Here is a 12,269-nt window from a genome sequence, read left to right as displayed (position 1 = left end):
ACAATTTCACCGCGACGAACCTGTGCCATCGTGAGCTTCTAACGTTTCTTGTGTAGCAAAGCTTTGTAAAAATGGTAAATTACTATGACTCCCCCTCAAAAAAGACCTGAGATTTCACCTTTGAAAAAAGTTTTTATTAGTCCAGGATGGATCGTAGTATTAGCCATAGCTTGCTTTGCATTCTGGAGGGCACGAAATCCTGAAACTTCTTCAAATTCAACTTTTGTGGCTAATGGTAATCAGTCTGTTCCCAAACAATTAATAGGTCAATGGCAAACACAAACTCCTGGTAATTCTGTAACATTAATTTTTACTAATGAAGGGACGTTATTTGTTTGGAATACGCCTACTATTGCTAAACAAATGGAATATCAGACTGATGTAAATCATCAACCCAAGAATTTGGATATATTAACACGAGGTCAAGTTACGGGAAGGACAATTTTTGAGTTTACGGCTGATGGTAAGTTGCGTTTAATCTTAAATAATATTCGAGCATCTCGACCTACTTCTTTTGATTCTAATGCCAGGATTTTTCAGAAAGTATCTGAAAAAACGACATTGCCTGATAATGTGAAAGTAATTAATTTTAAAGAACCCAACCAAGCTAGACAATCGGAAGGAAAACAATATGTTGCATCTATAAATAGAGGACAACAAGCTTTTTATGCTGAAAATGGACGTTTTACGTCTATTTTGCCAGAATTGGGATTAGGTATAAAATCAGAGACGGCAGGTTATTCATATAGTATTGTTTTGAGCAACGATGGGCGTTTTGTGCAATCAATTGGTTTAGCAAAGAGAGATGGATTGAAAAACTATACAGGAATAGTTTTTTGGGTTAACAATGCTGACAGTAAGTCTACATCTTCTCTATTTTGTGAAAGCTATCAACCTTCAAAAGAGCTTCCTGGATTACCGGTTGTTACCAACTCTAAAGATGGGCTACAATGTCCTCTTGGTTATTCGCCGATAGTGCGTTGAAAATCTGGACTAGATTAATAGCATATTTGAAATTACTTGAGTGCATTCAAAAGCCCATTCCTCACTCCTCAGACTCAAAATCCACACGATCGTACATTTCGCCCAAAGACATCTCAAAAGACACCGAACTCAACGCCAGAACCGCATCAGCACCATCATACTCAGACAAAACCCACTTATTGTCATCCCTCTTACAAAACTGTTCGACGTGCATCTCGTACTGATCGATCAAAACATACTCCCTGAATGTAGGAATCGTGCGAAAAAGTTTAAATTTGTCACCACGATCGTAATTCGCTGTCGATTTCGATAAAACCTCAGCCACCATCACCACATTAGTAATCGCATCTTTCCTCCCCTCAGCAAACTCTAGCTTACCCGCAACTACCATCACATCAGGATAAGTACAAAATTGCTTCTGTGGTATCCATAAACGCAAACCCAAAGCAAATAAATGATAATATTTCTGTCCTTTAAAAGCAAAATTCAAAGGAGTAACAAAATCACCTACTATCATATTGTGATTAGCGGAATTTGCCGCCATTGGTACTATTTGACCGCGATGATATTCACTTTTATACTCTGCGGCTTCTTCTGAATCAAAATACTCGGTTGGAGAGTAATAACGCTGTGACTTACTCTCAACTACTTCTTCGCGAATTTCTGTTGATGCCGTCATAGTACATCCTCGTGCGATCGTACTCACAATTATAACCGCATTAGGTGTTAGAAACCGGGTTTTTTGCGAGAATTCTGCGCTGTACCCAGAGTTGTCAAAAACCCGGTTTCTGAGAGTCTTAGCAATACAAAAAATAAGGACACAACAACGTTGTTGTGTCCTTACTTAGGCGGTATCGGAGTTGATCACACAACAATGTTGTGTCTCTACTTAGTCTTGTCCAAAGTCCGCGACTCTAACCAAATAGGAATTACAATCCAAGCAACTGCTAAAAGTAAAGCAAATACCGCAAATTGAGCCGCCCAAGCTACCAACTTTTCCAAAGACACAACTTGTCCTAGAAAGTATGACAAACTTACCATGACAGATGCCCAGCTTGCTGCACCCAGAACATTGAACAGCGAAAATTTCCAAAAAGGCATTTCTGCGATGCCCGCTAGGGGGCTGGCAAAAATCCGCAGCAGTGCGATGAAACGACCCAAAAATACCGCTTTAGCTGCATTTTTGCTAAACTGTTCTTTGAGGTCAAACAGTTGTTCTTCCCGAAAGCGGAAAAATTGTCCTAGCTTCAGCAGCAGCGGCCAGCCGCCGTATCTGCCGATCGCATATCCGAAATTTCCGCCCAGAGTCGCACCGGCGATCGCACTTCCGAGCACAAACCAGAAATTCAGTTCCCCACTGCCAGCCAAAAAGCCACCAGCAATAGTAATTGTCTCGCCTGGGAGAGGGACTCCCAGATTTTCTAGCAAAATACCCAAAAATACCGCCCAGTAGCCGTAATCGTGGGCAAATTGCTGAATAGTCTCTAACGATAAAAACTCAAAAGACATTCGATACTGCCTTCGTAAACTTTTGCAAAGCTCAATACATTTATATCTTGGCTCGATTCAGCCAATAGTGCAATCCTTCGCTGTGATTAAGAACACACTAAACTCGCGATCGCCCGCCCAACAAAAAACTAGCCTTTAGGGCATTATAGATGAATGGAGAATAGTTGCGGTTGCGTTGAGCCCATCGCCAGCCCGTCATCCTACTAAATTTATCACCAGGGCGATCGCCACCGATTCCCACAAGGGCGATCGCGCATCCTAGAACCTTAGCTGAAATTCCCTGATGATCTCAACTTTGGCAGCAACCGAACTCACTTATTGATACTTGACAATCCGAGGATAACTGCTATGGAATTTCCCAACTTCAACCAACACATCATCCTCCAACCTCAAAACTGCCTCGACTCCGAAGCCGGCAGCCTCCTCCAGCAACAGCTAGCCGAGATTTTGCCTGATCGCCCCCAACTCTGGGTAATTGACATGGGCGACGTAGATTTTATCGACAGTTCCGGCTTGTGCGCCCTAGTCGGCGGACTCAACGCCGCCCGCCACCGGGGATGCCGCCTCGTCATCTGCAACGTCTCAGCCACTGTCAGGCTAATATTTGAACTTACTCAACTCGACCAACTTTTTGAAATTTTTGACAGTTTCGAGCAAATTATCTCAACACCAACTCCCGCTTTAGTTGCTTGATAAAAATTATACGATCTCCGGTTAATTGCCCATAACTAGGTTCGATCGTTGGGAATGCAAGTCCTGATTTATTAGCCAAGAAAGGAATAAAGTCCTCACTACGAACACCAAGAAGTAATTTGCATATCATAAATCGGCTTATTTGTCAAGCAATACCAATGGCAGACAAATAAATCCGGCACTTGAACGCCGACAGAAGCGATCGCAGGTGCAGCCGGAAAAGGCAAAAGTCGATCGAAACAAATCCTTTCCCCAACGAACCCGAACTGCATCAAATAAGTCGCCGGTGGTGCATTTAAAAGATTCAGTAACCCGAAAGCCAACTCATACAACTGCTGTCGCCAAACATCCGACAAATGCAGCGGTTGACGGTAACTCAACTCGCCAGACAACTTGTCAGATTCCGCAGCGATCGCCTCAGCATACAGCGGCCCCTTTGCCGTCAACACCACCGGTAGCCAAAAATTGCCATCGCCGACGGGCACTTGTAACTCCTGGGCCACTCGATCGCGCGCCGCCACAACATTAGCGCCAAATCGAAACACATCTTGACCCGGAAAAACCAGATCCGACGGCACATCCAGCGTCAAAGGACAAACGATCGATCCACCATCGGCGATCGCACCAGAATAGAGATCGGAAACCCCGCAGATCAGGACTTCAGTTAAAGGATCGGATTGAGAGATCGCCTCCAGGAGACAATCGGCCAGGCCCCGCGAATCGCCCGCCACAATCAAAACCTTAGACATTGCCAAAGCTCGGCATTTGAATACCGCGATCGTCATCAGGATCGACGCTCGGCAGATCCAGGCCTTTCGCCTTGCGATTCCGCATCGCCAGACGGTAAGTCACGCTCTGCAACTCAATATGCAACTGGCGGTTTTCCTTTTGCAGTTGATCCAACTTTTCCTTAATCGGCTCGATCCGCTCGGCAAACTTCTGGCGGTAAACCCCAGGCAATTCCTGAACCACTTGTTCGAGCATTCTAGAGCGATCGGTCAATTCTTGCACCGATTGCCGCAGTTGGTAAACCTCCGTATCCCGATCGGCGATTTGTTCCTGATAAAAACCCACCTGCTCTTCCACAGCTTGCAGTTGTTCCCGCATTGCCTGCATTTGAGCTTGGTGGCGATCGGAAACTTCCGGCGCCGGCACAAAACTCGAATTTCCCTTCACCAGTCTGAAAAGTTCTTGAGATAACTGCTGCACCAATTGGTCGCGCATTTGCAGCTCTTCGGTGAGACGAGATACCTCTGATTGCAGTTCTTTTGAGCTTACAAGTTTAGTTGGATTCACGATTACTCTCAGCTTTTGCTATAAAATGTGTTTCTTTAAAATATCTTTCCCTCACCACAGAGGCAAGAGGCAATTTAAAAATTTTGCACCCGGGCCTGCTAGATCGATCTGCCAGATGTCAACGGTCAAAGCCAGTCTAACTCACATCAGGCACCAAAGTCAGTCGATGTGAGATTTTAGATTTACTGCACAGATGAATCTAGTAGCTTTGAACCTTAGTCTCAAATTTTTGACTCTCTAGGTCTAACCCGATCGCCGCCGAGAGCACTTTGCCAGCTTCATCCAAGGTACTGCCAAAACAGATAATTCCGTCCTCGTGACCGGCCATCGCCAGAATTTTACGATCGCCTAAATTCTCCTCCTCAAAAAGTCTAAACATTTCTAAGGCCATCTGCGGAGTACCGTAAGGTATTTCTTTTCTAGTCGTAGGAATCTTAAACAGCAGTTGCTGCCATAGTTGAGGATTGTGAACGTGAATTATCGCGCCCACATCATCTCTGTGAAGGTACAGGGCTGCGTGAGTTAGGGACTCCGACGAAGCTGGTACGGGGCCCCGGCAGCCGAGAAAATTTTGTTCTAAGTTAAATTCAGTGACAGTACAGTAGAAATCAGGCCCCAGATTTGGCAAGTGTGCCGTCTGGGTGCCTGAAATCACGAATTGGCAAGAATTGTCGAGTCTGACGCTGACGTTACCAAAACCAATGCCATTTTCGTAGACGCCTATTAGTCCCCAAGAGTGGAGTCGATCGCGCCAGTCGATCAAATCTGCTATGTTATCGGCAGCTAAAGGATCTGCCTCTTGCCATTCGCAGCGGTACTTAACGACTCCTTCATCCATCTATTTTTCTGCCTAGCCCGTACACCACACACAAGTCTTATTCTGAGACTTGACCGAAGTTGTCAAACTGTTTTTTGTCTGCTGCCTTCTTTCTAGAGTGCCTGAGTGCCTTAAATAATCTACATTCCTGTGTCGCCGTAATTAGCGATCGACATCAGCAAAAAGTATACTACGCAAGAAGAACAAATTATTCCAAACATCATAAATTTAGCCTCAACAGGTGATTGCAAAAGTTGAATGTAAAAACGCACGCTTTCCGGCTGGGAGTTTTATTCTTGGCTGTTGCTATATCTAGTCTCTTATGTGAAACTATTTAACATACGTCAACAATTTATTGCTCAAGAGTACAGCATTTATACTGAGGTTGCTGGCCTCCTCAACAATACTTAACGAGAAAGTAGCCCTTGATCCGGGAACTTAGGTAAAATTAACCGTAAATTTACTTACTTTCATAATACTAATATTTCAGTGAGCGGAACACAAAATTAAAAAAGTTTACCAAATCAACACAAATGCTAGCCGATCGCCCGCGGCGTGATTAATTGCTAAAACCCTTGCTAATATTGATTTTTCAGTGAGCGGAACACAAAATTAAAAAAGTTTACCAAATCAACACAAATGCTAGCCGATCGCCCGCGGCGTGATTAATTGCTAAAACCCTTGCTAATATTGATTTTTCTGCTAGCGGCGATAACTGAAGCCGTAATTGCTTCAACATCGTGCTTGTCCCAAAAGAGTTTAGCCGATCGAGCCACTGCTCGATCGGCTAAACTCTTTTGTGGGGCAGTCACGCCCGCAGCCCTTTAAATGTGGAAGTGATACAAAATGCTGCCATCGTCTTTAATTTCGCAATTGGCATTAAAGACTTCAGCTTGTTGGTTCAAAAAACGCTGAGCGACATCCGGCGACAGCCGCGTCTCCATCGCAAACCGCACCAGAGTGATTTCGCCGCTGCCTTCTTTGATCAGTCGGTACAAAGCACTTTGGAGTCTTTCGCTCTCTTCTCGCTGAAAAGCTGATTTGTTCTGCCAATCAGCCACCGAAGGAATCAAACCGCGGCTCACCAAAATCGCCAACAGCAGGCCAACTCCCACAATTAGAGGCACAGTCGGATCGCTCGTGGGCGTCGCCACAATTTGCGGCGCCGTAGCGGCGGCAAAACTGCTCACCATTTCTTTTTCTGACGCTTGCGTATCCGCCATTGCCAGTTGAGTTTTGTTGTATACGTCTTGCTGAAGCTTCATTTGCTGCAACAGGCGAGCGCGCTCTCTTTCGTATTGGTCGAGTTTTTGCTGAGCTTGTTTGAGGTCTTGAGTGACTTGTGCCAAGCGTTGGTTGAGCGACTGATTGACTGATTGCCACCGATATCTATTAATCAGGCGGCTTTTTTCAACCATGCCCTTCATCAACATATCCGCCGTTTGCACTGCTTGATCCCGATCAAGCGAGCGATACCCAACAGCAATCTGTAGAGGTTCTTCCGGCTTAGAAATCTTGACGCTAGCATTTTGTCGAATTTGCTGAGGCGACAGCTTAACTGCATCTGCCACTGCTTTGACAACATTATCTGCCAGCAAAACATCGGGAGTGAGTTGCTCTCCCTGCTTGAGAATTGTCGCGCCCGTACTCGAAAATTTTACTGGCGGATTATTAGAAGTCAGAGTGCCTTGGGCCAGGAATCCCGGCAGCGGAGCTAGGCGGTAGGCTAATGCCCCTGAAATACCCATAATTACAGCAAAACTGCCTAGGGCAATCCATCTGTACTGATTTGATGAAGATCTAAAACGTAAATTTCCCATTTTGATAGTCAAGTCATAACATTCACTTTGCTGTTGCAGCTAGTCCCAAACCAAAGAGCGATGGTTTCTTTCTTTTGAATGAAATTGACTGCGAAAAAATCACTCAAATTGTAGCGAAAAGCTCTCAGATCGGCTTTTCAGAGTTGCAAATATTCATGTTTCCAAAAAAGCACCTAACTTGTGTTTTTTCCTAACTGTAACCTCAGCTTTTTTGTTTAGGAATTACTCAAAAAATTGCAGGTATGACGATGATCAAGCCAAGTCTGTTGCCATCAGGGGAGCCTCGTGCGAGAGTGAAATCTTGCGGAGCCTCGCCGTGTTTGTTGACACTTAAAACTTTCACTTTTTCGCCTGCTGCAATCCTTCAATTATTTTACTTCTTGCTGTGCGTTTTGCGGAAGCGATCGCGCGGGTGCGTTGTTGCTCGATCCTGCGATCGCCCGCAGGTTGTACGGCACTTCGCTCTCATCTGAGATGCCCTCAAACTCGATACTTCTTCTGACGGCACATTCAAACCGATCGCAATTACGCTCAACGAAGCCATCAAGCCCGCAGGATCGATCGGCTAAACTCCCGATCGCGATTAACCAACTGCTAATTTTGCCGATATTCTCAAATAAGAGCGGGTAAAACAATCAAAAAAAACTTAAATATTCTTCCTAAAAAGTTACTAGCCCAGAATTATACCACGCACTAACAGTAATTGCTAAAAATAAAAAAGTTGTGGAGCAGGCCGCAAGACCTGCTCCACATCAAATGATGGTTTGACAAAGATACGATTGATCGTACCGACGAAAGTTCAGAAGCCGATCGGCAAAATAAGACCCTCGCGGGCCATGACAGCCTTGGGAAAAGCGATTTGTACCTCTTCGGCGATGCGATCGAGAAAATCGTCAGTATGAGCCGGATCATGGTGAAAAATCACCACCCGTTTCACCCGCGCTTCCTTAGCCATTCTCACCGCTTCCTGCCAAGTCGAGTGTCCCCAACCCACCTTCGGAGACTTCGGGTTGTGATATTCCTCGTCGGTGTACATCGCATCGTAGATCAGCACGTCAGCATCGAGGGCTAGATTATAAATATTCTCATCGAGTCGATCGGGAAAATGTTCAGTATCCGAACAGTAAACAACAGAACGTCCCTGCCAAGTCACCCGATATCCCATCGCAGTATTCGGGTGATTAAGAGAACCAGTCCTAATCTCAATATCATCCAGCATCATCGTCTGGTTGTGATTGATCTCGTGAAAATTCAAATCTGCCGGCAAACCCATAAGCGGCACCGGCGAATTCGAGTGCAGAACCCGTTCGACGAAGTGCCGTTTCAGACAATCTCCATCCGGCGGAATCGCCCCATAAATATCAAACCTATTGCCGCGGATAAAAGCTGGGGCGAACAGCGGGAAACCTTGAATGTGATCCCAGTGGTAGTGAGTAAAAAACATATAAGCTTGTATCGGCATTTCTTGCATCAACTGGTCTCCCAGCATCCGCAAGCCAGTTCCGCCGTCAAAAATCAAGCGTTTTCCACCGACTCGCATTTCCAAACAAGAAGTATTTCCGCCGTAGCGAACAGTTTCCGATCCTGGTGTCGGAACACTGCCCCGGACGCCCCAGAACTGTACTACAAAATCATCTATACCTTTTATTGCTTCGGAGGGTTGAGGGCAATCAACGGGATTTGCCACTACAGAGGACAAGCTGATTTCCATTTTAAAATTCAGACTTTAAGGTTCCACATTGTCCGTGATGGCGCAGCAGATGGTCGCACAACACTAAAGCTACCATTGCTTCGACCATTGGCACAGCTCTTGGTAAAACGCAAGCATCGTGCCGTCCTTTGGCTGCTAGCAGTGTTGCTTCACCCTCTCGGGTCACAGTGCGCTGCTGCTGCCGAATTGTCGCAGTTGGCTTGAAAGCCGCCCGCAGAATGATATTTTCACCGTTAGCAATGCCACCCTGAATTCCACCGGAGCGATTCGTTACTGTGCGAATTTCTCCTTGTTCATCAGTATAGTATTCATCATTGTGTTCGCTGCCCTTGAGCAGAGTCCCGGCAAAGCCCGAACCAATTTCAAAGCCTTTGCTAGCGGGTAAGGACATGATCGCTTTGGCTAAGTCGGCTTCGAGTTTGTCGAATACGGGCATTCCCAGGCCTTTGGGTACGTTGCGGGCGACGCATTCGACTACGCCGCCGATCGAATCTCCGCTGTCGCGAACTTTTTCGATTAGTTCAATCATTCTTTCGGCGCAGTCGGCATCGGGACAGCGGACAATGTTGCTTTCTACTTGTTCTAAGGTAACAGTGTCTGGGTCGGCGACGCATTCTAAGTCTTTGATGCGTTTAACGTAGCCGACTATTTCTACGCCTGCGGCTTGGAAGAGAATTTTTTTGGCGATCGCCCCTGCTGCTACTCTACCAATAGTTTCCCTCGCCGAACTTCGACCTCCGCCTTGCCAGTTGCGAATTCCGTACTTAGCATCGTAGGTAGCGTCGGCGTGGGAAGGGCGGTAAGTTGTGGCCATTTCGCCGTAATCTTGAGGGCGAGTGTCTTGATTGCGGACTAAAATTGCGATCGGAGTTCCCAGAGTTTTGCCTTCAAACACGCCCGACAGAATTTCGCAGGTATCAGCTTCTTTGCGGGGCGTGGTAATTTTGCTTTGTCCGGGGCGGCGGCGATCGAGTTCCGCTTGAATTTCCGAAGCGTCGATCGCAACCAGGGGCGGACAACCGTCAATGACTACCCCGACACCACCGCCGTGAGATTCCCCAAATGTCGAAATCCGAAATAGATGCCCGAAGCTATTGCCCATAATGCTTTTCCCTGAAAATTGATATTTTTTACGTTAACTGGAAGATAGATTTTTTAAATATAGATTTAGGGTATTTCTGAAGAATATAGCATTGACTGGGGGCTTTCGGTCGATCGCAGCACAGAAGTTCGATCGCATCCCGGTAGCAGAATATCTACGAGGGACAGGGGAGAGGAGGGAATTGCCAGAAGAGGAAAACTGTGAAAATCTCTTCTTCCCTCTTTCTGACATCAGTTACATCCGCTGCCGAACATCCATCCATCCGTTACATCCGTTACAAAATCCGCTGCCGAACTTTCTTCTTTTTTAGTCTTCGTGTTCTTCAAAAGGATCTCTCAATTCCTTAGCGGGAGGGCCAAAAGCCGTGTAGATAGAGAAGCCGGTGATTGCCACCAGACAGATACCGAGAGAAATGCCGAGAACTGCTGCTGGTTCCATATTTGCGATCGATTATGAGTGATCCCCTCTATAATATTACAAAAAATAACAATCTGTCTAAAAGTCTAGTGATTTTACGCGCAGTACGGTAAGGCAGCCGAGCCCACTCCCGCTGTTTTCAGTCCCCCTGCCGCATTTCTGAGAAATTGCGATCGCAATTAGCGGTGGAAGTATGTCAAACTTTTCTGTAGAGATTCATTGTAGGTGACTTATGGCACAGCGGACTTGGTTAGGAGATATACTCAAACCCCTTAACTCAGAATACGGCAAGGTAGCCCCAGGTTGGGGAACCACCCTGTTGATGAGCGTTTTCATCGGATTGTTTTTCGTGTTCTTGTTGATTATTTTGCAAATCTACAACTCTTCTCTGATTCTAGAGAATGTGGATGTTGATTGGTCGAGTCTCGGCCGCTAGAATTTGAGCGAAAATTAAGGCTAACAGTAAAAGCTGAGGGTGGAGGAGAAATGGTAAAAGCTAAGTTTTCCCATTTTCCCTTGCCCTTTCCCGTTAGTCCCTCGTAATTAAATGCTAACTAATTAAACAAATTACCGGAGACAAAAAATGAATATTTTTGGCATTGGTTTGCCGGAAATGGCAGTGATTTTTACCATCGCCCTGTTGGTATTCGGCCCAAAAAAGTTGCCAGAAATTGGTCGGAGTTTCGGGAAAGCACTTCGGGGTTTTCAAGATGCTTCGCGGGATTTTGAGTCGGAGTTTACGCGGGAAACCAAGCAGCTAGAAGAAGCAGTAGCAACTACCAAAAAGCCGGAACCAGAAAAACTCGCGGCTGCTGCTAAGGAAGATAGCACAAACAGTTAGATGAACAACACTCAGAAATCGGAAACACCAGCGGAGTTAGTAATTCCCCAGCTAATTGTGGGTTTGGGGAATCCTGAACCAAAGTACGATCGCACGCGACACAATATCGGCTTTAATGCAGTAGATGCCTTCGCTAAATCTTGGCAAATTTCCCTGTCAGAAAACCGCAAATTTCAAGGAATATTTGGCGAGGGAAATCGGCCGCGGGGACAGAAAATCCGCTTGCTGAAACCGCTGACGTACATGAACCTGTCTGGCCAATCGATTCGGGCGGCCACAGATTGGTACAAAATACCTCCACAGTCCGTATTAGTAGTATACGACGATATGGATTTGCCGATCGGCAAAATGAGAATGCGGCTGGCCGGTTCAGCGGGCGGGCACAACGGTATGAAATCGACAATTGCTCATTTGGGCACCGACAAATTTCCCAGATTGCGGATTGGCATTGGCAAACCTCAAAACGATCCTGCTAAAAACGACAAAGATACGATTTCCTTCGTATTAGGAAAATTTTCCTCAGAGGAAAGTCAATTAGTAGAAAAAATGCTTAAATTAGTTGTAGAAGCTGTGGAACTTAGCCTCCATCAGGGAGTAGAAAAAGCCATGAGTCTTTACAACAATCGTACCATTGCAGAAACAAGCGCGGAAACAAAAAGGTGAGTTCGAGACGTTTGCCGGAAACTACAGCCCATGTCCGAGTTACGGGTCAATCTTGGCTAAAAGGCACGATTGAAGGTGAAGTGACTGCCGGCAGTTTTGAGTGGCACTTTCAATGGCGTTTTCGGGAGGAAAAAACACTGATTCTTGAACCATCTCAGGGTAGGGCATTGATTCAAGAACCGCTGCACCGTTTTCTGGAAAAATGGGATTATCAGCTTGAACCAGGTGGCGATTATTCGTTCACGGTTCGGGCTCAGTTTTAATATTCAGAAACCGGGTTTTTACGAAATACTTCGTTACCACACCCTAAAACTCTCAAAAACCCGGTTTCTTTGGCCTTGATACTGCGAACTAAGAAACCGGGTTTTTTACGAGATTTATGATTTTCAACAAGTATTGTCGTAAAAAACCCGGTT

The 12,269-nt window shown here is 45.8% G+C and carries 17 protein-coding genes; 6 read left to right on the top strand and 11 right to left on the bottom strand.

Features of this window, described 5'->3' with window-relative positions; translation table 11 throughout:
* Positions 1-84: 84 nt before the first annotated feature.
* On the top strand, positions 85-984 hold the full coding sequence (locus K4039_RS09335; RefSeq protein ID WP_265234885.1) for a type IV pilin-like G/H family protein: 900 nt from the start codon (positions 85-87) through the stop codon (positions 982-984).
* Positions 985-1,045: 61 nt separating this feature from the next.
* On the opposite strand, the gene K4039_RS09330 is transcribed toward K4039_RS09335, so the two are convergent.
* Positions 1,046-1,663 (bottom strand): Uma2 family endonuclease, encoded by a 618-nt coding sequence (locus K4039_RS09330; protein WP_265234884.1) that lies wholly within the window; start codon positions 1,661-1,663, stop codon positions 1,046-1,048.
* 206 nt (positions 1,664-1,869) lie between these two features.
* Positions 1,870-2,493: a DedA family protein gene (locus tag K4039_RS09325; RefSeq protein ID WP_265234883.1), complete on the bottom strand. Its 624-nt coding sequence runs from the start codon at positions 2,491-2,493 to the stop codon at positions 1,870-1,872.
* 348 nt (positions 2,494-2,841) lie between these two features.
* Between K4039_RS09325 and K4039_RS09320 the strand changes: the two genes are divergently transcribed.
* A complete protein-coding gene (locus tag K4039_RS09320; RefSeq protein WP_265234882.1) occupies positions 2,842-3,186 on the top strand; it encodes an STAS domain-containing protein in 345 nt (114 codons plus the stop codon).
* 98 nt (positions 3,187-3,284) lie between these two features.
* Here the strand turns inward: K4039_RS09320 and K4039_RS09315 are convergent, their stop codons facing one another.
* From K4039_RS09315 to psbN, 9 genes are all read right to left on the bottom strand, one after another.
* Entirely contained in the window at positions 3,285-3,935 is a 651-nt protein-coding gene (locus K4039_RS09315; RefSeq protein WP_265234881.1) for a hypothetical protein, read from the bottom strand.
* A complete protein-coding gene (locus K4039_RS09310) occupies positions 3,928-4,482 on the bottom strand; it encodes an Npun_F5560 family protein (protein WP_265234880.1) in 555 nt (184 codons plus the stop codon). The genes K4039_RS09315 and K4039_RS09310 overlap by 8 nt, the downstream gene beginning before the upstream one ends.
* Before the next feature lie 199 nt (positions 4,483-4,681).
* Positions 4,682-5,320, bottom strand: a complete 639-nt coding sequence (locus K4039_RS09305) for a class II aldolase/adducin family protein (RefSeq protein WP_265234879.1) — start codon at positions 5,318-5,320, stop codon at positions 4,682-4,684.
* 644 nt (positions 5,321-5,964) lie between these two features.
* Positions 5,965-6,111, bottom strand: a complete 147-nt coding sequence (locus tag K4039_RS09300; RefSeq protein ID WP_265234878.1) for a hypothetical protein — start codon at positions 6,109-6,111, stop codon at positions 5,965-5,967.
* 12 nt (positions 6,112-6,123) lie between these two features.
* The gene (locus tag K4039_RS09295; protein ID WP_265234877.1) at positions 6,124-7,119 is read right to left on the bottom strand and encodes a lipase chaperone; all 996 of its coding nucleotides are present in this window, start codon (positions 7,117-7,119) and stop codon (positions 6,124-6,126) included.
* A 368-nt stretch (positions 7,120-7,487) separates the two neighbouring features.
* Positions 7,488-7,754, bottom strand: a complete 267-nt coding sequence (locus K4039_RS09290) for a hypothetical protein (RefSeq protein WP_265234876.1) — start codon at positions 7,752-7,754, stop codon at positions 7,488-7,490.
* Between the two features lie 164 nt (positions 7,755-7,918).
* On the bottom strand, positions 7,919-8,830 hold the full coding sequence (locus K4039_RS09285) for an MBL fold metallo-hydrolase (protein WP_265234875.1): 912 nt from the start codon (positions 8,828-8,830) through the stop codon (positions 7,919-7,921).
* 1 nt (position 8,831) lies between these two features.
* Positions 8,832-9,932, bottom strand: a complete 1,101-nt coding sequence (aroC, locus tag K4039_RS09280; protein WP_265234874.1) for a chorismate synthase — start codon at positions 9,930-9,932, stop codon at positions 8,832-8,834.
* A gap of 306 nt (positions 9,933-10,238) precedes the next feature.
* Positions 10,239-10,370 carry a photosystem II reaction center protein PsbN gene (gene psbN / locus K4039_RS09275; protein ID WP_265234872.1) on the bottom strand — a complete coding sequence of 44 codons (132 nt, stop codon included), beginning with the start codon at positions 10,368-10,370 and terminating at the stop codon, positions 10,239-10,241.
* Between the two features lie 211 nt (positions 10,371-10,581).
* On the opposite strand from psbN, the gene psbH reads away from it, so the two are divergent.
* The 4 genes from psbH (at position 10,582) to K4039_RS09255 (ending at position 12,116) form a co-directional block, all read left to right on the top strand.
* Entirely contained in the window at positions 10,582-10,785 is a 204-nt protein-coding gene (gene psbH / locus K4039_RS09270) for a photosystem II reaction center phosphoprotein PsbH (RefSeq protein WP_006633692.1), read from the top strand.
* 147 nt (positions 10,786-10,932) lie between these two features.
* Complete coding sequence (locus K4039_RS09265; protein ID WP_265234871.1) at positions 10,933-11,190, top strand: TatA/E family twin arginine-targeting protein translocase; 258 nt, start codon at positions 10,933-10,935, stop codon at positions 11,188-11,190.
* The gene (gene pth, locus K4039_RS09260; RefSeq protein ID WP_265234870.1) at positions 11,191-11,853 is read left to right on the top strand and encodes an aminoacyl-tRNA hydrolase; all 663 of its coding nucleotides are present in this window, start codon (positions 11,191-11,193) and stop codon (positions 11,851-11,853) included.
* Positions 11,850-12,116, top strand: coding sequence for a DUF3146 family protein (locus tag K4039_RS09255; protein WP_265234869.1), 267 nt, complete (start codon positions 11,850-11,852; stop codon positions 12,114-12,116). Before pth ends, K4039_RS09255 begins: the two co-directional genes overlap by 4 nt.
* Positions 12,117-12,269 lie beyond the last annotated feature (153 nt).

The sequence above is a fragment of the Lyngbya sp. CCAP 1446/10 genome (genome assembly GCF_026130175.1).
Classification (GTDB): Bacteria; Cyanobacteriota; Cyanobacteriia; order Cyanobacteriales; family Microcoleaceae; genus Microcoleus.
The sequence above is the reverse complement of the archived record's forward strand: the minus strand, read 5'-3'. Positions and strand labels throughout refer to the sequence as shown.